This is a genomic window from Micromonospora sp. SYSU B005, from assembly GCF_055362685.1.
The window spans coordinates 17,586-37,296 of the sequence record NZ_JAXCFU010000024.1 but is presented as its reverse complement, the minus strand read 5'-3'; the positions used below and the strand labels follow the sequence as shown (position 1 = coordinate 37,296).

The 19,711-nt window shown below is 71.8% G+C and carries 14 protein-coding genes and 1 pseudogene; 7 read left to right on the top strand and 8 right to left on the bottom strand.

Annotated features, from left to right (window positions below; genetic code table 11):
• Window positions 1-255 (top strand): annotated as a pseudogene (locus tag SM452_RS29155) (hypothetical protein); the annotation flags it as partial.
• 21 nt (window positions 256-276) lie between these two features.
• On the opposite strand, the gene SM452_RS29150 reads toward SM452_RS29155, so the two are convergent.
• Both SM452_RS29150 and SM452_RS29145 read right to left on the bottom strand, forming a co-directional pair.
• Window positions 277-2,277 (bottom strand): hypothetical protein, encoded by a 2,001-nt coding sequence (locus tag SM452_RS29150; protein WP_463841107.1) that lies wholly within the window; start codon window positions 2,275-2,277, stop codon window positions 277-279.
• On the bottom strand, window positions 2,274-3,056 hold the full coding sequence (locus tag SM452_RS29145) for a deoxyribonuclease IV (RefSeq protein ID WP_262012929.1): 783 nt from the start codon (window positions 3,054-3,056) through the stop codon (window positions 2,274-2,276). The genes SM452_RS29150 and SM452_RS29145 overlap by 4 nt, the downstream gene beginning before the upstream one ends.
• 631 nt (window positions 3,057-3,687) lie before the next feature.
• Here SM452_RS29145 and rpsF point away from each other — a divergent pair.
• From rpsF to rplI, 4 genes are all read left to right on the top strand, one after another.
• Window positions 3,688-3,978: a 30S ribosomal protein S6 gene (rpsF, locus tag SM452_RS29140; RefSeq protein ID WP_013289357.1), complete on the top strand. Its 291-nt coding sequence runs from the start codon at window positions 3,688-3,690 to the stop codon at window positions 3,976-3,978.
• Between the two features lie 82 nt (window positions 3,979-4,060).
• Window positions 4,061-4,588, top strand: a complete 528-nt coding sequence (locus tag SM452_RS29135) for a single-stranded DNA-binding protein (protein ID WP_018788497.1) — start codon at window positions 4,061-4,063, stop codon at window positions 4,586-4,588.
• A gap of 41 nt (window positions 4,589-4,629) precedes the next feature.
• Window positions 4,630-4,869: a 30S ribosomal protein S18 gene (gene rpsR / locus SM452_RS29130; RefSeq protein ID WP_013289355.1), complete on the top strand. Its 240-nt coding sequence runs from the start codon at window positions 4,630-4,632 to the stop codon at window positions 4,867-4,869.
• Between the two features lie 14 nt (window positions 4,870-4,883).
• On the top strand, window positions 4,884-5,330 hold the full coding sequence (rplI, locus tag SM452_RS29125; RefSeq protein ID WP_135242573.1) for a 50S ribosomal protein L9: 447 nt from the start codon (window positions 4,884-4,886) through the stop codon (window positions 5,328-5,330).
• A 79-nt stretch (window positions 5,331-5,409) separates the two neighbouring features.
• Here rplI and SM452_RS29120 read toward each other — a convergent pair whose 3' ends face one another.
• Window positions 5,410-7,086, bottom strand: coding sequence for a hypothetical protein (locus tag SM452_RS29120; protein WP_355508466.1), 1,677 nt, complete (start codon window positions 7,084-7,086; stop codon window positions 5,410-5,412).
• Window positions 7,087-7,482: 396 nt separating this feature from the next.
• Between SM452_RS29120 and dnaB the strand changes: the two genes are divergently transcribed.
• On the top strand, window positions 7,483-10,299 hold the full coding sequence (dnaB, locus tag SM452_RS29115) for a replicative DNA helicase (RefSeq protein ID WP_463841106.1): 2,817 nt from the start codon (window positions 7,483-7,485) through the stop codon (window positions 10,297-10,299).
• A 6-nt stretch (window positions 10,300-10,305) separates the two neighbouring features.
• Here the strand turns inward: dnaB and SM452_RS29110 are convergent, their stop codons facing one another.
• The 5 genes from SM452_RS29110 to SM452_RS29090 all read right to left on the bottom strand — a co-directional run bounded on the left by SM452_RS29110 (window position 10,306) and on the right by SM452_RS29090 (window position 16,041).
• On the bottom strand, window positions 10,306-10,986 hold the full coding sequence (locus SM452_RS29110; protein ID WP_463841105.1) for a maleylpyruvate isomerase N-terminal domain-containing protein: 681 nt from the start codon (window positions 10,984-10,986) through the stop codon (window positions 10,306-10,308).
• A gap of 94 nt (window positions 10,987-11,080) precedes the next feature.
• Window positions 11,081-11,476: a TFIIB-type zinc ribbon-containing protein gene (locus SM452_RS29105; RefSeq protein WP_262012933.1), complete on the bottom strand. Its 396-nt coding sequence runs from the start codon at window positions 11,474-11,476 to the stop codon at window positions 11,081-11,083.
• Between the two features lie 23 nt (window positions 11,477-11,499).
• Complete coding sequence (locus SM452_RS29100) at window positions 11,500-12,132, bottom strand: phosphoribosyltransferase (protein ID WP_355508472.1); 633 nt, start codon at window positions 12,130-12,132, stop codon at window positions 11,500-11,502.
• Entirely contained in the window at window positions 12,129-13,472 is a 1,344-nt protein-coding gene (locus SM452_RS29095; RefSeq protein WP_366622675.1) for a glycosyltransferase 87 family protein, read from the bottom strand. The genes SM452_RS29100 and SM452_RS29095 overlap by 4 nt, the downstream gene beginning before the upstream one ends.
• Window positions 13,473-13,512: 40 nt before the next feature.
• Entirely contained in the window at window positions 13,513-16,041 is a 2,529-nt protein-coding gene (locus SM452_RS29090; protein ID WP_436798883.1) for a putative bifunctional diguanylate cyclase/phosphodiesterase, read from the bottom strand.
• Between the two features lie 307 nt (window positions 16,042-16,348).
• Between SM452_RS29090 and SM452_RS29085 the strand changes: the two genes are divergently transcribed.
• A complete protein-coding gene (locus SM452_RS29085; RefSeq protein WP_463841104.1) occupies window positions 16,349-19,642 on the top strand; it encodes an AfsR/SARP family transcriptional regulator in 3,294 nt (1,097 codons plus the stop codon).
• The last annotated feature ends 69 nt before the right edge of the window (window positions 19,643-19,711 follow it).

Here is a 19,711-nt window from a genome sequence, read left to right as displayed (position 1 = left end):
CTCGGCACTGCCATGTCCCGGCCGGTCGTCCCCGAAGGCGTCTTCGTGCTCGCGGCGAGCCTGCGCCTGATCACCGTGGCGGTGCTCTGCGGGTTCGTGATCCGGGACATCATGCGGCCCGACCTGGACGTGGTCCGGCACACCTACGCCTCCGCCCCGGACGGCGGGGTGAGCGACGGCGCCCCCGACGCGCCCTGGCATCCGCGCTGGCGGGCGCGCGCCGCCGAACGGCCCGCCGAACCCGTTCCGGTGTGACCGAGGCGGTCGTGTTCCGGCCTACAGCCGGAACACGACCGCCTCGCCGACCTGCTCCCGGGTCACGCCCGGCGTGTCGACCGGCCGGTCGAGCATCCCCTCCCACGGGGTGCCCTCCAGCTCGTCGCGCAACACGACCACGTTCTTCACGCCGATCTGCCGCAGATAGTCGACGCTCGCGTAGTCCGGGAAGCTGACAGTCGCCTCGCGGATCTGAGCCTGCGAGCGCGGCGTGAAACCGCTGCCGCCGTTGACCATCGGCTGGAACCGGTCGGTGGACCAGAGCATCACCGGCTGATCCAGGTTCTGGCTGCTCGGCAGCACCAGCATCGGGCCGTCCACCGTTCGCATCGCCGCCGGCTGCCGCGGCACCACCGGCTGCGGCGTCGCGTTCAGCCCCTCCACGATCACCAGCGCCAACGGCAGCAGCGTGGCCAGCCGCAGCCACGGACCCGGCCACGGCGGCACCCGCTCGGCGGCCAGTTCGCGTACCCGCATGCAGAACGCGGTGACCGCGCCTGCCGCGAGCAGACCCAGCAGCAGCGTGGCCCAGAGCATCATCCGGCCCGGCGTGCGCAGCCCGCTCCAGCCCGGCAGGTAGTCGAACAACGGCACGTAGGTGAACCGGCCGCCGAAGAACCGGGTGCCCATCGCCAGCGCCATCGTCACGAGCACCCCCGCCAGCAGGAAGATCCGGTGCCGGACCCGCCAGACCGAGAAGAACAGGCCACCGGCGGCGAGCGCGTAGAGCACGAAACCCGGCAGCAGCGTCATCTCCGGATGCCAGGGCAGCACGGCCCGGGCACCCTCGTGCAGCCCGCCCCAGACCCGCGACTCGGCCGGCGCGGTGAAGAACCCGCTCGCCGGCGGCGAGTAGAGCGCGATGTCACCGAGCGTCCGCTCCGCGTTCGGGTGCAGCTCGGCGACCTTGAAGTACGGCACCGCCAGCGCCGCGCCCACCGCGGCGAAGACCAGCCCGCCGAACACGTCGGCCAGGAACAGCCGCCGGCCGAACGGACGCTTCACCCGGCGCCGCCGCACGAACCACAGCACCACCGCCACCAGAACGATCCCGGCCAGCATGTACGCGAACGGCAGCCCGATGCCGAACCCCAGGCTGAGCTGCCACGCGGCCACCAGCCACCCGGCGAACGCCCAGCCCGCGTGCCGGCGACGCGGCCGGTAGCCGTACCGCAGCGACCAGCCGTGCCCCCGGGCCAGCATCGCCAGCGCCAGCGGGATGCCGCCGTTGGAGAGGATGTGCAGGTGCCCCGCCTGGGCCAGCAGCCACGGCGCGTAGGCGAAGCTCGCCCCGGCCACCGCGCCGCCGATGCGGCCCGCGCCGAGCTGCCGGGCCAGCACGTACGCGCCGAACGCGGCGAGCGCGTGCGCCAGCACGAACATGATGTTGTAGCGCAGCACGGCGTGCTCCGGGCCGACGCCGATCAGGCCGGCCGGGGCGTACCCGAGGAGCGTGTCGGAGAACGCGAAGCTCCAGTTCTCCGGATAGAACGTGTTCGCGTGCCACAGCATCGCCGGGTCGGTCCGGAGGATGTGGCCGGACCACGCCATCTGCCACGCCTGCAGGCTCGGATCCCAGTAGTCCTGCGGCAGCGTGTGCCGCGGATAGCGCAACGTGGGCCAGGTCATCGCCGCGGCCAGCGCCAGCGCGGCGACGGCGGCGAGCGTCCACTCGTGCACCAGGAACCGGCCGACCGCGCGGATCGCCCGGCGGGGCCGGCCGAGCACCGGCTCCGGTGCGGGTCCGAACGCGGACCACGGATCGGCGGGCTCGTCGCTGGCCGTACCCGTGGTGCCCTTGTCGCCGCTCTCGGCCTTCTCGGCGGCGGCGGCATCTCCGGCGGCGGCGTCGCTGTCCTTGGCGTCGCCCGTGTCGGCGGCGCCCTGGTCCCGGGCCTTGGTCTTCTCCCCGCCGGTGGCCTCGTCCGCGGTGCCGTCGCCGGGCCCGGCGTCCGCTGCCTCGGCGCCGCCGCCTGCCTTGCCGGACTGCTCGGTCGTCACGCCGCCGCGCCCAACTGCCCGCGCAGGAACGCGATGTCGGCGGCCTGGCCCTCGACGCCGCCGGGGGTCTCCACGATCACCGGCGCGCCGGCCGCGCGGATCAGCGCCACCAGCAGTTCCGGGTCGATGGTGCCGCCGGTGAGGTTGTCGTGCCGGTCCTGGCCGGAGTTGAACGCGCCCTTGGAGTTGTTCGCGTGGATCAGGTCGATCCGGCCGGTGATCGCCTTCACCCGGTCGACCAGGCCCAGCAGTTCCTCGCCGCCCGCGTACGCGTGGCAGGTGTCCAGGCAGAAACCGACCTCGTGGTCGCCGAGCGCGTCCCAGAGCCGGGCCAGCGAGTCGAGGTGCCGGGCACAGGCGTTGTCACCGCCGGCGGTGTTCTCGATCAGCACCGGCAGCGGGAAGCCGCCCGAGTCCGCCGCGTACGCGAAGGTCTTGCGCCAGTTGTCGAAGCCGACGGCGACGTCGTGGCCCGCGTTGACGTGGCCGCCGTGCACGATCAGGCCCTTGGCCCCGACGTCCGCCGCGGCGGTGGCGTGGGCGAGCAGCAGCTTGCGGCTGGGGATGCGGATCCGGTTGTTGAGCGTGGCCACGTTGATCACGTACGGCGCGTGCACGTAGAGGTCGACGTCGGCGGAGCGCAGGCGTTCGGCGTCCTCGCGCGGCTTCGGGGCCTTCCAGCCCTGCGGGTCGGCCAGGAAGAACTGGACCGCCTCGGCCTGCCGGGCGGCCGCCTCGGCCAGCGGGTCGGTCGGGTCGACGTGGGCTCCGATTCGCATGCAGGGCAGCCTACGTCGCGCCTGCGACGGCCGGCGCGCTCGCGGGAGGCACCCGGCGGGTCGGACGCGTCACCACCCGGCCCGGCGGTCGTTGTGCGAGGTGGGATCGATGGTCGACGCTCCGCCCGCACGTGGTCCACAGCACGGACGGGCGAGGGTGGACCCCCGGCAACGGGACGCCCCGCCGTGCGGCCCGGCACGACGGGGCGGGATCCGCTCGTCATCCAGGCACGGGAGCCGGCAGTCGGACCAATTCCTCCATTTGCCCCAAGTGGTGACGATAGCCATTGTATGGTCAGACCAGGTGACAACACGATAAAGCTCCGCGGGGCGTCTTCGATCCAACCTCATCGGTGTGGTCGTTCCTCCCCAGGTCCCACCCAAGGAATGCGGACGGGACGCCCCGCGGTCCCGTGGACAGGGGTCCACCCGCCGGTTCGCCGGGGGTGGACCCCTGTCGCCGCACCCGGCACCTGGACCACCGGCCCGGCCATGATCGTCCGGACCGGCTATCCTGGTCCGGTTGTCCGTGTGTCCGGCCGGGTTCCCCCGGTATCGGCGCGGGCAACGACGCACGACCTCCTGCCACGGAAGGACCGTGGCCGCTTAGCCCACAGGAGGTGAGCACGTCTTGCGTCATTACGAAGTCATGGTGATCCTCGACCCCAGCCTCGAGGAGCGCACCGTCGCCCCGTCGCTCGACACGTACCTGAACGTGATCCGGACCGCGGGTGGCTCGGTGGAGAAGACCGACGTGTGGGGCCGCCGGCGCCTCGCGTACGAGATCAACAAGAAGGCCGAGGGCATCTACGCCGTCATCGACCTCCAGGCGACGCCGGAGGCCGTTGGCGAGCTGGACCGTCAGCTCCGACTCAACGAGTCGGTGCTGCGCACCAAGGTCATCCGCCCGGAGATGCGCTGAGCATCTAGACCCGGCACGTCCGGATCACAAGCCTCATCCACGCTGTCGTACGGCTCTGAGAGCCTGTACGACACAAAGATGAGTGCGCGAGGAGATGGTCATGGCAGGAGACACCACCATCACGGTCATCGGCAACCTGACCGATGACCCCGAGTTGCGATTCACCCCCTCCGGTGCGGCGGTCGCCAAGTTCCGGGTCGCTTCGACGCCCCGTTTCATGGACAAGGCCTCCGGCGAGTGGAAGGACGGCGAGCCGCTGTTCCTCTCGTGCACGGTCTGGCGCCAGGCCGCCGAGAACGTCGCCGAGTCGCTGCAGCGCGGCGCTCGCGTGATCGTGTCCGGCCGGCTGCGCCAGCGGTCGTACGAGACCCGCGAGGGTGAGAAGCGCACCGTCATCGAGCTGGAGGTCGACGAGATCGGCCCGTCGCTGCGCTACGCCACGGCGAAGGTGCAGAAGATGTCCCGCTCCGGTGGCGGTGGCGGCGGCTTCGGTGGTGGTGGCGGCCAGGGCGGCGGCGGAGGCAACTTCGACGACCCCTGGGCCTCTGCTGCCCCCGCCCCCTCCCGCGGTGGTTCGGGCGGCAACTTCGACGAGGAGCCTCCGTTCTAATGGCGCCGAGCGCCCGCGATCGCAAACCAGGAGCACGAGCAATGGCTAAGGCTGCGGCCCTTCGCAAGCCGAAGAAGAAGGTGAACCCGCTCGACAAGGACGGGATCACCTACATCGATTACAAGGACACCGCGCTGCTGCGCAAGTTCATCTCCGACCGCGGCAAGATCCGCGCTCGGCGGGTGACCGGCGTCACCTCGCAGCAGCAGCGGCAGATCGCCCGTGCGGTCAAGAACGCCCGCGAGATGGCGCTCCTGCCGTACACGGCCACGACCCGCTGAGAGGAGGCACGGACATGAAGATCATCCTGACTCAGGAGGTGTCCGGCCTCGGCTCTCCGGGCGACATCGTCGAGGTCAAGGACGGCTACGGCCGTAACTACCTGCTGCCGCAGGGCTTCGCGATCGCCTGGACCAAGGGCGCGGAGAAGCAGGTCACGGTCATCAAGCGGGCCCGCTCGGCCCGCGAGATCCGCGACCTCGGCCACGCCACCGAGGTCAAGACCCAGGTCGAGGGTCTCAAGGTCAACCTGAAGGCCCGCGCCGGCGACGGCGGGCGGCTCTTCGGCTCGGTCACCCCGGCCGAGATCGTCGACGCCGTCAAGGCCGCCGGCGGCCCGACCTTGGACCGCCGCCGGCTGGAGCTGCCCGGCCACATCAAGGCGCTCGGCTCCTACCCGGTCAGCATCCGGCTGCACCCCGAGGTGACCGCCAAGTTCGACCTGAACGTGGTCAAGGGCTGACACCCGAAGCACGACGCGAAAGGCCCGCACCGGCTGCCGGTGCGGGCCTTTCCGCATCCCCGCCGCCGGCCGAAGCCGCTCAACCGAGCGGCCGGCCCGTCACCGCGCTGATCACCACCGTGGACAGGCCACCACCCACCACAGCGGCCGCCAGCGCCACAGTCGCCGACCGCCACGTCGTGCCGACCTGCCGCAGCAGCACCGCCACCACCAGACTGCTCACCATCGCCAACCCGAACCGCGGCGCCGCCGACACCAACGACTCCAGGGCGTGCGCACGCGGCGAGTCACACCCCCCACCGGTGATGTCCGTGACGCACCCCGCCGGCGGCTGACCACTGAGGAACAGCAGACCGATCACGAGCAGCACCGCCGGCACCAGATAACAGGCCGCCGTGTAGACCAGCGGCCGCAACGGACCACCCGGATCCGGGTCCAGCAGGTCGTCCTCCAGCCGACGACTCCACGAACCGCCACCGATCGAATCCACCCGCCGCCGCAACGTCGACGGCGCCGGCTCCACCGGGCGACGGCGAGGCACGGTACGCGGACGCGGCGCCGAGTACGCCACCGCCGGCGAACGCGGAGCCGTCGACGGCGTCTCCATCCACCGCGGATCGTCACCCGAGAGCCGGGTACCCGACCAGAACGCCTCGGCCCGCGCCGCCGACGCCCAGCCCTCCCGCACCGGCGGCGTCGAACGATCCCACGGATCCGCCCCCGCATACCGGTCGTCCGTGTCCCGCACCGGCTCCAGGAAACCGGTGTCGGTGAACCGGTCCCACTCACCCGTGTGCTCCGTACGGTCCCACCCGCTCTCCGCCCGCTCCCAGCGGCTCGCGGGCACCGGCCGGTCCCAGGCGTGCACCCCCGACGCGTCCCACGGGTCGACAGCGGGCGGATCCACATGCTCACGCTCGGCGCTCCGACGGCGCTGCCACGGATCCGCCGCCGGACGCGCCGGCTCCGGCGGCGCCGCCCGCGACCAGGTCGGCTCCGGCTCGGACGTCGTCGCCCGCCCCCACGCCGGCTCCGGCTCCGCCGTCGATGCTGACCGGCCCGCATCCGACGCCGCAGGCCACTCGGCATCCGTCGCCGAGCGCGACCACGCGCCGTCCGGGGCCGCCGGACGCGACCAGGTGGAGTCCGACCCCGCCGGCGGCGGCCAGGACGAACCCGACGCCGACCGACGCCGCCGACCCGCCGGCCGTCCACCGTCCGGCCCGGCCGGCTCCTCGCCCGAACCCGCCGACTCCGGCAGCCCTGACCAGATCACCTGCGGCCGGCGCGTCGCCGCCCGGCGCGGACGACTCCGGGGCGCCGCACCCGACACCGGCTCGTCGTCCTCGTCCGCCCGCCGGTTACCCACGTACCCCCGCTCCTGCGGGGCGTCCATCGTCCACTCGGCGGTGTGGTCCGACAACGGACCCGCGCCGATCGCGCGCAGATCCCGCCGACCGGTCTCCGCCCGCCGACCACCACCGGAGGACGGCGTCTCCACCTCGTCGTCGTCGGGCGCGGCATGCCGGCCACCGCCGTCCGCCCGGCTCACCCCGGACTCCAGCGCCCACCGCGGAAGGTACGTCTCCACCGGCTCGTCCTGGCCACGCTCGATCGCCCGCCGCCGGCTCGCCGTGCGGTAGCCCTCCGGCGCGTACGAGTCGACCCGGCGCGGCCCGGCGGGCTCATCCCAGGAACCGCTCGGCCGTCGCTCGCGCGGGCTGTCCTCCCCGCTTCCCCAGTCCCGGTGTCTCACGGCCGGAGCGTGACCTCTCTCAACCCGAAAATAAACCCGCTGTCCCAGGTGTCGCCGTTCGCAGCGATAGTACGGGACGAACGACGACAAAGCTTGGCCGGAAATCTTCCGTCCACAGGGTGGGGATAGGAAAAGCCCAGGTCAGAGGCGATACGCCCGGAATTCCCCATCACTTTTCCACACCTCTGTGCACACCCTGCGCACATGCCTGTCCCCAGGCGTCCACAGGTTGTCCCGAGGCTCATCCACCGGCCTTGTTGAGCGGCTGACCTCGGGTTCCGTATCGTGGTCCCCCGACCGCCGGCGATGACCCCCGATCGACCGGAGGGTCGGCGGAGAGTTGTCATACCCCGGCGATAGAGCTGGGTTCGATCCGACGCAGCGAGGGGGGAACCCGTGTCGGTCACCGACGAGACGCGTGCGGAACGGACCGGGGGACAATCGCCCGAGCCGCCGCGCGAATCTGCGTTCGAGAAGACACCACCCCAGGACGTCGCCGCTGAGCAGTGCGTACTCGGCGGGATGCTGCTGTCCAAGGACGCCATCGCGGACGTCGTGGAGATCCTGAAGACAAACGACTTCTACCGCCCGGTCCACGCCACCATCTTCGACGCGATCCTGGACATCTACGGTCGCGGCGAACCCGCCGACCCGATCACCGTGGCGGCCGCGCTCGCCGACTCCGGCGACCTCGCCCGGATCGGCGGCGCCCCCTACCTGCACACGCTGATCGCCAGCGTGCCCACCGCCGCGAACGCCGCCTACTACGCCCGCATCGTCGGCGAACGAGCAGTGCTCCGCCGGCTGGTCGAGGCCGGCACCCGGATCGTGCAGCTCGGCTACGGCACCGGCCCGAGCGGCAGCCGCGACGTCGACGACATCGTCGACCTCGCCCAGCAGGCCGTCTACGAGATCACCGAGAAGCGCGTCAGCGAGGACTTCGCCGTCCTGGCCGACATGCTCCAGCCGACGCTCGACGAGATCGAGGCGGTCGGCGCCCAGGGCGGGGTGATGACGGGTGTGCCGACCGGGTTCACCGACCTCGACCGCCTGCTCAACGGCCTGCACGCCGGCCAACTTATTATCGTGGCCGGCCGGCCCGGTCTCGGTAAGGCGCTCGCACTCGACACCCCACTGCCCACCCCGCAGGGCTGGACAACCATGGGTGAGGTGCGCGTCGGCGAGCAGCTCCTCGCCGCGGACGGCACCCCGACGACGATCACCAACGTCTTCGACGTGATGTACGACCGCCCCTGCTACGAGGTCGAGTTCTCCGACGGAAGCGTCATCGTGGCGGACGCCGAGCACCTGTGGAAGACCACCACCCGGGCCAGCCGACGCCAGCCGGAGGCACGCCGGCGGCACCACTGGGCCGAGCCGGCGTTGGCGAAGGTACGGGCGGCCGAGGCGGCCGCATCCGCCGAACCGCACCGCCTGGTCACTCTCGCCGAAACGCTGGAACAGGTCGGCCCGGAATTCCGCAACGTGCTTCACACGGTGGCGCAGACGGTGGGTTCCAACGGCAAGGTCGCCCGCCCGGTGACCCGGGCCGGCAAGACACGCAACTGGACGGCTCCGGGCTACCCCGTGGGCGCGTTGATCTCCGGCCTCCGTGCACGCGCGGAACGACCGATGAACGCCGCCAGCCGCGCCGAGCATGACGGGATCGTCACGACGGCGCAGATCGCGGCCACGCTACGTACCGAGACGGCCGACCGCCGTCTCAACCACGCCGTGCGCAACTGCGCGCCGCTCCGACTTCCGGAACGCGACCTGGCCGTCCCGCCGTACACCCTCGGGGTGTGGCTCGGCGACGGGCACACCGGGGCCAGCCGCTTCACCACCGCGGACGCGGAGATGCTCGACCTCGTGGCCCAGGACGGCTTCCTGGTGCGCCCGAGCGGGCCCATGGTCTACAGCGTGCATCTGCCCACGCCGGCCAGGACGGCGGACCGCACCTGCGTCGACTGCGGCGGCTCCACCCGCGCCCTGCGGGAGAACCCCGGAACCCGCCGCTGCGCCGAGTGCCACGAGCGGAACGGCTCCTTCCTGGCCCTGCTCCGCCGAGTCGGGGTGGCCTACGACAAGCACATCCCGGACGACTACCTACGGTCCTCCGAGACCCAGCGCCGGGCTTTGCTCGCCGGTCTCATGGACACCGACGGCACGGTGGCGCCGACCGGGAACCTGCAGTACACGTCCACCTCGCGGCGCCTGATCGACGGCGTACGGGAACTCGTCGTCAGCCTGGGCTATCGGTGCACCATGACCGAGCGCAAGGTGCGCGGCCGTACCGAGGAATCGTCGATCGCGTACACGCTGAACTTCTCCACCCCGGACACGGTCTTCCGGCTGGACCGGAAGCGGACCGCCCATGCGGCCCGGCGCCGGACCTCCTCGGACGTCCGCTCCCACTCGCGGTTCATCGTGGACGTCCGTCCGGTGCCGAGCGTCCCGGTGCGTTGTGTGACTGTCGACAATCCCGATCATCTGTACCTGGCGGGGCGCTCGATGATCCCGACGCACAACAGCACGGCGAGTATGGACTTCGCCCGGAATGCAGCTATCCGCGCCAACCAGGCGTCGGCGATCTTCTCGCTGGAGATGAGCAAGGTCGAGATCGTCATGCGACTCCTCTCGGCCGAGGCGCGCGTACCGCTGCACGTCCTGCGGAGCGGGCAGCTCTCCGACGACGACTGGACCAAGCTGGCCCGCTGCATGGGTGAGATCAGCGAGGCGCCGCTCTTCGTCGACGACACGCCGAGCATGAACCTCATGGAGATCCGGGCGAAGGCGCGGCGGCTCAAGCAGAAGCACGATCTGAAGCTGATCGTCGTCGACTATCTCCAGCTGATGACCTCGCCGAAGCGCACCGAGAGCCGGCAGCAGGAGGTCGCGGACCTGTCGCGTGGCCTGAAGCTGCTGGCCAAGGAGGTCGAGTGCCCGGTGATCGCGGTGAGCCAGCTGAACCGTGGCCCCGAGCAGCGCACCGACAAGCGGCCACAATTGTCTGACTTGCGTGAATCGGGCTCTATTGAGCAGGATGCAGACGTTGTCATCCTTTTGCACCGCGACGACTACTACGACAAGGAGTCGCCGCGAGCGGGCGAGGCGGACTTTATTGTTGCAAAGCACAGAAATGGTCCTACCGACACGGTCACTGTAGCGGCCCAGCTGCACCTGTCGCGCTTCGTCGACATGGCGATCGTCTGAGCGGCGTCAGCCGAGCAGCGGGAACCAGCCGGCGGCCTCGCCCAGCTCCAGCCGGTCCCGGTCGGTGAGCGGCACCCGCCCGGCGGCCTTCAGCAGGTAGTCGTGGTCGTCCCAGCCGGCCGGCCGTACCGCGTCGTCGCTGAGCAGGCCGTCCATCGTGGTCACCGCGACCCGCGTCGGGTCCGCCGCCGGCCGCGGCGCGTCCGGCAGATCCACCACCAGGTCCAGGTGATGGATGACCGCCTCGGTGGTCAGGGTGGCGAGCAGATGGGGTACGCGCAGCACATGACCCTGCGTGGTCACGTACCCGTCGGGGTCGGCTGCGGTGGCCGCGCGGACGGCGGCGGGCGCGGTGTCGGCCCAGAGCCGGACCACGCCGGTGGGCCGGTCGAAGGCGGCGGCGGAGCGGCGCGCCCACCAGGCGTGCCCGGCGCTCGCGTCGTCGTCGCCGGGAGTGAACGCGCGCCAGTAGCTGACGTCGTCCACGTCGGCCGGTCCGGGTGCGGGGCTGGCCAGGGCGACGAGTGCGCGCTGGGCGTCGCAGAGGACGTGGAAGAGCAGGTCGGCGACGAGCCAGCCGCGGCACCGGGTGGGCCGTTGCAGGCCGGCGTCGTCGAGCGGGGTGACCACCGCAGTGATGCCGTCGTACGCCTGGGCCAGCGCCTCGTGCTGCCGCATCGGGCTCATGCCGAGCAGCCTGCCACGGTGTGGCGAGCACGGCACGGCGACGAGCGCGCCGGGTCGATGCGGTGCACCGGCCCGGCGTGCGCGTGCTCGGCGGTCAGTCGAACAGTTCGCCGAGGAAGCCGTGCTTCTTCTTGCGCCGGTAGTGGCCGTGGTAGCCGTAGTGCTGCTGCTGGCTGTGGCCGTACGCGGGCTGCGCGTAGCCGTGGCCGGGCGGCGGCGGAGGAGGGGGCGGGGGGACGGCGCCGTAGCCGGGCTGGTGCGGCGCGGCGGGCGGGGGCGGCGGGGGTGGCGGGTAGCCGGCACCGGCCGGCGCGGCCTGCTGCGGGGCGCCGCCGTGCTGCCGGTTCCAGCTGGCCTCTGCCTCGAACAGCTTCTCGAGCTCACCGCGGTCGAGGAAGATGCCCCGGCATTCGCCGCACTGGTCGATGACTACTCCGCTGCGCTCGTACTGGCGCATTTCTCCGCGGCACTTGGGACAGGTCATCTGCATGACAACGACGGTACCGGGTGTTTTCACGCAGTGGCGGTCAGCGCCTGCGTGACCTCGTCGTCGGAGACCTCGTGGAAGTCCTCGTAGTACGCGCCAACGGCGGCGAAGTCGTGCGGGAGTTGGCAGGTCACGACCGTGTCGGCGTCGGCGGCGAGCATGTCGTACGCCTGCTCGGAGCCGACCGGGACGGCGACGAGGACGCGGGCGGCGCCGAGGTGGCGGGCGACCTGGGCGGCGGCGCGGGCGGTGGCGCCGGTGGCGAGTCCGTCGTCCACGATGACGGCGGTGCGGCCGGTGAGGTCGAGCGGTGGGCGGCCGCCCCGGTAGCGCTGTTCGCGGCGTTCCAGTTCGGCCTGTTCGCGGCGGCGGACCTGGGCCCTGTCGTTCTCGCTGATCCGGCCGGCGACCATCTCGTTGAGGACCTCGACGCCGCCGGGGCCGAGTGCGCCGTACGCGACCTCGGGTGCCCAGGGCACGCCGAGCTTGCGGACGACGAGGACGTCCAGTGGCGCGCCGAGCCGGTCGGCGACCACCCGGGCGACGGGTACGCCGCCGCGTACCAGGCCGAGGACGATGACGTCGGGGCGGCCGGCGAGGTCGGTGAGGCGTTCGGCGAGTTCACGTCCCGCTTCGGCCCGGTCGCGGTAGGTGGTCATTCCTCAGGTGTACGCCTTCCGGCCGGGCCGCGCGGGGCGGTTGCCGGGAATGTCGCCCTGTCGTCCGGTCGGGTGAGTGCCAGTGCGGGGGCGAGGACGAGCAGGGCGGCCGGGTAGAGCAGGTACCCGAAGCGGGTGGAGGGCATCAGCAGGATCGCGGCGAGCAGCCCGTATCCGCAGATGAGGGCCGTGGCGGCGGCGGTGCGGGGCGGGCGGCGCAGCAGCCGGACGGCGATGGCCAGGCCGGCGGCGACGAGCAGCGCGGCGGCGACGGCGCGGCCGGCCGGGAGTGTCTCGGCGATGAGGTGCCCGGGGAACGGTGACTGGGCGGGGCTGGTGACGAGGCCGTGGCCGAGCGGGAACCGCAGCACGTTCTCGACGAGGGCGTCGCGGTCGACGAGCAGCACCGGGATCAGGGCGAGTACGGGGAGGCCGACGGCGCCGAGGGCGGTGCGGAGCGCGGCCCGGCGGGTGGCGGCCCAGAGGATCAGCACGACGGCGACCGGCCAGGCGAAGAGCTTCAGGGCGCCGGCGGCGCCGACCGCGAGGCCGGCCCGGCCGGGTCGGCCGGCGGCGGCGAGCGCGAGGGCGAGGAGGCAGAGCGCGAGTACGGGGAGGTCGTCGCCGCCGGTGGCGAGGGTGAGCGCGCAGACGGGCAGGACGGTGGCGGCCTGGACGGCGCGCAGGACGGCGGCGTCGCGGCGGGGTGCGGCCGGGCCGCCGCCGGTGCGCAGCGTGGCGACGAGGGCGACGAGGGTGAGTGCGGTGACCACGGCGAACCAGACGCGCGAGTCGGTCCACCAGGCGTCCACGGCGGCGCGGGGCAGCCCGAACAGTGCCATGCCGGGCTGGTAGGGGGTGTAGCCGAGGAGTTGTTCGCCGGGGGGCAGGGCGGCGATGGCGTCGGGTCCGAGGTAGGGGGTGCCGTGTTCGGCGAGGCGGGCGCCGGCGTGTTCGACGACGATCACCTCCTCCTGGGCGCGGTCGGTGCGTCCGCCGGCGCGTTCGACGCTCTGCGTGACGATCGGCAGGAGCGCGGTGGCGGCCCAGGTGAGGCCGGCGACGGTCCAGCGTGCGGGCAGGCCGGCCAGGGGCGTGCCGGGGTCGCGGCGGCGGGCGAGCAGTTGGGTGGTCGCGGCGAGCGTGGCGAGGGCGTACCCGATGGTGGCGACGGCGCCCCAGGCGCGGTGCGGCGGCAGCGTGGAGGTGGCGGCGGTGATCGCGGCGAAGACGGTGGCGGCGGCGTAGAGGCCCAGGTCGAGGGCGAGGCCGCCGGCGGCGGTGTCGAGTGCCGACCAGCGGCGGGAGACGGGGGTTGCCGGGTCGGCGTGGGCGGTCACGCGGGCCAGTGTGGCAGACCGGCGGGGTGCCCCGGCCGGGTCAGGGTTGCCGGGCGTCGCTGGCGGCGGGGGGTGCCGGGCGGGTGCGGCCGGTGCGGCGGCCGGGGAGGCGGATGACGGCGCCGGTGTCGTGCAGTGCGGGTGCGAGTGCGCCGGTCCGGCCGCCGTGGCCGCGTTGGAGGGCGGCGAGGAGCGCGGCGGCGGGCAGTGGCCGGGCGAACAGGTGGCCCTGCCCGGCGGCGCAGCCGAGTTCCCAGAGTGCGCGGCGTTGCGGTTCGCTCTCCACGCCTTCGGCGACGACGGTGAGGTCGAGGCTGCGGCCGAGGTCGAGGGTGGAGCGGATGACGGCGGCGGCTTCGGGCGCGGTCTCCATGGCGCCGACGAAGCTGCGGTCGATCTTCAGTTCGTGTACGGGGATGCGGGAGAGCAGGGAGAGCGACGAGTATCCGGTGCCGAAGTCGTCGAGCGCGAGCCGGACGCCGGAGTCCCGCAGCCGGCTGAGGACGCGGTCGACGACGTCGAGTTGGCTGAGGGTGAGCGTCTCGGTCAGTTCCAGGACGAGCCGGTCCGGCGGGAGGTCGTGGGCGCGGAGCCGGGCCAGTACGGCGCCGGGGAAGCGGGCGTCGAGCAGGCTGCGCGGGGACACGTTCACCGAGACGGGCAGGTCGAAGCCGGCGGCGCGCCAGGAGCCGGCGGCGATGAGGGCCTGGTCGAGGATGGCCTCGGCGAACGCGGGGAGCAGCCCGGAGCGTTCCACCGCTTCGAGGAAGCGCAGCGGGTCGATGAGCCCGTGGGTGGGGTGGTGCCAGCGGGCGAGTGCCTCGGCGCCGATCACCTCGCCGCTGCCGAGGTCGACGATGGGCTGGAAGTTGACGGTGAACTCGTGGTCGGCGACGGCTCGGGGCAGTTCGCCGCCGAGGGTGAGCCGGCTCAGGTCGGCGGTGTCGCGGGCCGGCGCGTAGGTGGCGACGCGTTGGCCGGCGCGTTTGGCCTGGTACATGGCCACGTCGGCGCGGCGTAGCAGTTCGGCCATGCCGCCGGTGGCGGGGGCGACGGCGATGCCGCCGCTGGCTTCCACGCTGATCCGCATGCCGTCGAGGTCGAGCGGGTCGTGCAGCGCCGCGAGCAGGGCCTCGGCGCGGTGGGCGGCGACGGCGGGGGCGGGCAGGCCGCGCAGGAGCACGGCGAACTCGTCGCCGCCGAGCCGGGCGACCAGGTCGTCGGGGCGGGCCGCGCCGCGGAGGCGGTCGGCGACCTGGATCAGCACCTGGTCGCCGGCGCCGTGCCCGAGGGTGTCGTTGACTTCCTTGAAGTGGTTGAGGTCGATCAGCACCAGGGCGGTGACGCCGTCGGCGTGCCGGCTGGTGAGCTGGGCGCTGCCCTCGTCGAGCAGGTGCCGCCGGTTGGACAGGCCGGTGAGGGCGTCGTGGGTGGCGGCGTAGGCGTGGTCCTCGGCGATGCGGGCGAGTTCGGCGTACGCCTGGGCGTTGCGGACCGCGGTGCAGAGGGCGGAGGCGAAGGTACGCAGGGTGTACTGCTCGCGTTCGGAGAGCTCGACCGGGCCGGCGAACCGCAGCCGCAGCACGCCGACGTCGTCGGTGCGGTCGTGGCCCTCCAGCACGATCGGCATGATCTGACCGTCGACGGCGCTGGGCCGGGGGGCTGTTCCGTCGTAGGCGATGTCCGTGCCGTTGCCCCGGATGGTGCGTCCGCCGTCGCGCAGTTCGATCTCGACCTCGTCGGCGGAGAAGAGTTCGCTGGCCTCGGTGACCGCTGTGGTGAGCACCTCATCGAGGTCGACCACGTTGAGGGCGTCGGTGGCGCGGGCCAGGCGCTGCCATGCCTGCTGCTCGGTGCGGGTGCGGATCCGGCTGGAGTAGGCCAGGTGCAGGCTGAGCACCAGCGCGGGTACGGCGGGCAACAGGCGGGGGTCGACCCGCAGGATGAGTACGGTGCTGGCGGCCACCAGGAAGCGCAGGCCGAATCCGGCGATCCGCAGGTCGAGGTCGTCGCGGAACTGCTGGAGGATCGGCGTGCGGGAGGCGAGCGCGATGACCGGGATCGCGAGGACGTCGTCGAGGACTGCGGCCACCAGGTAGACGAACCCCAGCAGCAGGACGATGCCGAGTGGCTCCCGAGGCGGCCAGGCGCTTCCCAGCAACAGGGTGGCGACAGTGGCTCCGCCGGCCACCAGGGTGTGCTTCGCGATGGCGAATGCCACCTTGATGGGTGCCAGGCGGGTGACTGATCCGCACGCCACGCCGATCCCGGTGGCCAGGACGACCCACGAGGGTGGAGCGACGGCGAGGCCGATGACGATCGCGGTCTCGACCCAGGCGAAGTAGAAGGTGGTGGAGCGGATCCGCAGACGGGTCTTGATGACGGTGGCCAGCGTCACCGTGAGGACGAGTGCGATGACGGTGACGAAGTCACGTGCGGAGTCGGGGTGTTGCGTACGGGCGGAGTAGATCGCGGTGAGGGCGACGATCGTCGCCCCCGCGACCAACGTGTAGACGATCCCGAGCAGGTGCGGGTCGACAGCCGTTCGGCTTTCCGTGGTTCGGCTCAACCCGCGTCACCCGCCGCTCACCGTCGGTATGCGATGAGCGGCAGCCTACCGCTTCACCCGGGTCCGGGAAACTCATCCCCATTCGGTGCTGCGCATTGTGCTGCCCTCCTCGAATATCGCTCCGGGGCGGAATGGTCACGGACTGAAGTCGTTACTTCGATCCGCTGCCGCGCATTGCCGCCGGCTGCCCTGTGCCTTCTCGGTGCGTTTCCGCGCCTTGCTGACTGAGGGAAGATTAGGGGATATTCGAGTGGGTCTGAAAGAATTAATGTCGGTATGCGCAATATAAGTAACTATTGCAGCTTAAATGACGTTCTGTCCATGGCGTGCTTGCAGAGCGAAGCCAGGCTGTCTCCTTTGGGTACCCGCGCCGTCGCTGAATGCATCGAATAGCGCGGGACCGCTCAGTCCGTCAGTAGCGTCGCGTCGGCGGCGAAACATTACAACCGTGCTTCGGGCCACTTCGGCAGCCGTGTCGGACGAGGGCGCCGACCGGCTGTCCGCCCGGCGTCTGAGCCGGGGCGACGCCTTTGTGACGAATCGATTACGCTGTCGCTCCGGTGGGCAGGTTGCCGGCCGAGGCTGGAACAGCAGCGTGGAAATCCGGGTACTCGGGGGTCTGGCGGTACGGCTCGGCGCCGTGGACCTTCCGCTTGGAACCCCCAAGCAGCAGTTGGTGTTCGCGCTACTCGCCGTACGGGCCAACCAGTTGGTCACGCTGCACGACCTGGTGGACGAGCTGTGGCCGGACGCGCCACCTCGGTCGGCTGTCGCGAACGTCCGGACCTACGCCGCCAATCTGCGTCGGAGCCTCGACTCGGGTGCGGGCGACGCGCCGAGGATCGTCCGGGAACCAGGCGGTTACCGACTCCTCATCGACGCAAGCCTGATCGATCTTCATCGAGTTAACTTCCACTTGCGCCGTGCCCGGGATCTGATGCGCGACGGGGAGGCCGCGCATGCGGCCTCCGTGCTCGTCGAGGTGGTCGACGCGGCGGCCCCGCTGCTCGCCGGCTTGGCGCTGGGGCCGGCGCTCGCCGTTCAGCGCGAGGCCGTCAGTGAGGAACGCCAGGCGGCGCTGGAACTGTTGACCGAGGCGTATCTCAGCCTCGGACGCCCCGAATCAGCGGTGTCGTTACTGCGTGACCACGTCTCGCATCAGCCGCTGCGCGAGCGGGCGCAGTGTCTCCTGATGCGCGCGCTCATCCAGGCGGGTGACCCGGGAGGCGCCCTCGCCGTCTACCGCGCCACTCGCGAGGCGTTGTCCGACCAGCTCGGCGTGCCGCCGAGCGCGGAGATGGAGCGACTTCGTATGGTCGCGGCCCGGGCCCGACGCCGGATTCCGGAATCGGCGCACGAGGTGGAAGCGATCCGGAGTGCTGCGCATAAGCGCAATTGGTTGCCCCGGACAGTGATGGATTTCGTCGGCCGGGAGGAAATGGTCGATCGATTGTTGCGCGAAGTGCGCGAGGCACCCGGCTCCGGCCCGACGATTCGGGTGATCGACGGCATGGCGGGCTGCGGCAAGACAACTCTCGCCCTGCACGTGGCCGCCCGGTCGACCGAGCGCTTCCCCGATGGGCAGCTCTTCGTCGACCTTCGGGGACACAGCGTGCGAACCCGGATGCGGCCCGCGGCGGCCCTGGACACGCTGCTTCGCCAACTGGGTGTGCCGACCGGCCGGATACCGCTGGAACTGCCCGACCGGCAGGAGATGTGGCGGCGTGAACTGGCCGCGCGCTCGGTGCTGGTGGTGCTCGACAACGCCGCCGACAGCCGGCAGGTCGAGCCGCTGCTACCCGTCTCCGGATCGGCCGTCGTCCTCGTCACCAGCCGGCGGCGCCTGCTGGCACTCACCGAACGACCGCCGGTGTCCCTCGCCGTCCTCACCGAGGCCGAGGCGCTCGAACTGCTCGCCACCCTCATCGGGAGCGGCCGGGTGGCGGCCGAGCCGGAGGCCGCGCGACAACTGGTCGACATCTGCGGCTGCCTCCCGCTCGCCGTCAGACTGGCCGGCACCCGGCTGGCACATCGGCCCGACTGGCGGATCTCCGACCTTGTCGACAGGTTGAGCCACAGGTCGATCTTCCTCCCCGGTCTCCGTGCCGAGGCGCGAAGCGTGATGGAGGCGTTCGCCGAGTCGTACGAGCCGCTCGACGAGGCGTGCCGGAAAGCCTTCCGATCGTTCGGGATGGCGGCCGGGAACCACCTCGACACCGCCATGGTCGCCGCCCTCACCGACCTGCCCCTGCGAGACGCGGCGGACGTCCTCGACGAACTGGTGGACCGCCACCTCGTGCAGGAGACCTCGGCCGGCCGGTACCGCCTGCACGACCTGATGAGGCGTTACGCCGCCGAACTGGCCCGGCAGGAGGACGAGCCGACGACCGGGCGACCGGCGATCCGGAACCTGCTGGATCACGTGTTGCACTCGGTGGTGCGGGCGTCCGCGTCGATCGAGGACGGCCGGGTGCTCGCGCAGCACCTGCGGCTCGGAGAACCGCTTCGACCGGATCTGCTCGCCGGACGCGTCGACCGTGACCTGGACTGGCTGGAGGAACAGCGGTCGAACCTGGACGCCTTCGTCCGTCAGGCGGCTGACCAGGGTCATGAACCGATGGCGTGGCGCCTGGCTCGCGCCGGTTGGCGGTTCTTCTACATCCGCGGTTACTTCGACGACATATCGGCCACGCACGCGGTGGGTCTCGCCGCCGCCCAGCGGTGCGGGGACCGGCACGCCGTGGCCCTCATGCACAACTATCTCGCCTCTGCGTGCGTACGCACCGGCGCCTACCAGGACGCCTCGGCGCACCTGCACGAGGTCGTGTCGATCCTCACCGGGCTCGGTGACGAATCGGGCGCGCAGCGGGCACGGTTCAACCTCGGCGCCGTGCACTGGCTGACCGGGCGACTCCACCAGTCGCTCGAAGCCAATCGCACGACGTTGCGCAGCTACGCGCTGGACACCCTTCCGGTCCTGCCGAACCTCGGCCTCACGTTGCGCCACCTCGGTCGTTACGACGAGTCGATGGCGGTTCATCGGCTGCACCTCTTCGCCGCCCGGATCAAGCAGGATCCGTTCCACATGTCGAACGCACTGGGGCATCTCGGTGGCCTCAGATACCGCCTGGGACAGAACGCCGCGGCGGAGCGCCTGCTCCGAGCCTCGCTCGCGCTGCGGGATCGCACCGGCAACGGCTTCGGCCGTGCCGAGACGCTCAGCGACCTCGCCGGCACCTACCGGCAACTCGGCCGCTACGACGACGCGCTGCGGCACCACGAGGCCGCCATCGAGGCCGCCGCCGCGTCCGGCGAGCGGGACGTCCAGGCTCGGGCACGCAACGAGCTGGCCGTCACCCTGGGAGCCACGGGGCGAGCCGCCGAGGCGGTGGCCGTCTTCGAGGAGGCACTCGTCATCGCCACTCGGATCGGCCATCCGTACGAGCAGGCCCGCGCCCTCGACGGCCTGGCCGGACACCTGGCGGAGAAGCAGCCGGCGCAGGCACGACGGTACCGGCAGCGCGCGCTGGCGATCTTCGAGCGGATGGGTGCCCCCGAGCGCCACGACCTGCGCCGACAGCTCGCCGAGACCCCTGCCTGAACCGGCTTATCGATTTCTTATCGCGGCGTTCGTTAGCGTCCCGGGCATCGGCCACGGGGAGGGTCCACC

Bases quoted from the DNA above. Each gene is read 5' to 3' on its own strand.
- SM452_RS29145 (WP_262012929.1), bottom strand. From the start codon at position 3,056: ATGCGAATCGGAGCCCACGTCGACCCGACCGACCCGCTGGCCGAGGCG.
- rpsR (WP_013289355.1), top strand. From the start codon at position 4,630: ATGGCTAAGGCTGCGGCCCTTCGCAAGCCGAAGAAGAAGGTGAACCCG.
- rplI (WP_135242573.1), top strand. From the start codon at position 4,884: ATGAAGATCATCCTGACTCAGGAGGTGTCCGGCCTCGGCTCTCCGGGC.
- SM452_RS29110 (WP_463841105.1), bottom strand. From the start codon at position 10,986: ATGAGCCCGATGCGGCAGCACGAGGCGCTGGCCCAGGCGTACGACGGC.
- SM452_RS29105 (WP_262012933.1), bottom strand. From the start codon at position 11,476: ATGCAGATGACCTGTCCCAAGTGCCGCGGAGAAATGCGCCAGTACGAG.
- SM452_RS29100 (WP_355508472.1), bottom strand. From the start codon at position 12,132: ATGACCACCTACCGCGACCGGGCCGAAGCGGGACGTGAACTCGCCGAA.
- SM452_RS29085 (WP_463841104.1), top strand. From the start codon at position 16,349: ATGACGTTCTGTCCATGGCGTGCTTGCAGAGCGAAGCCAGGCTGTCTC.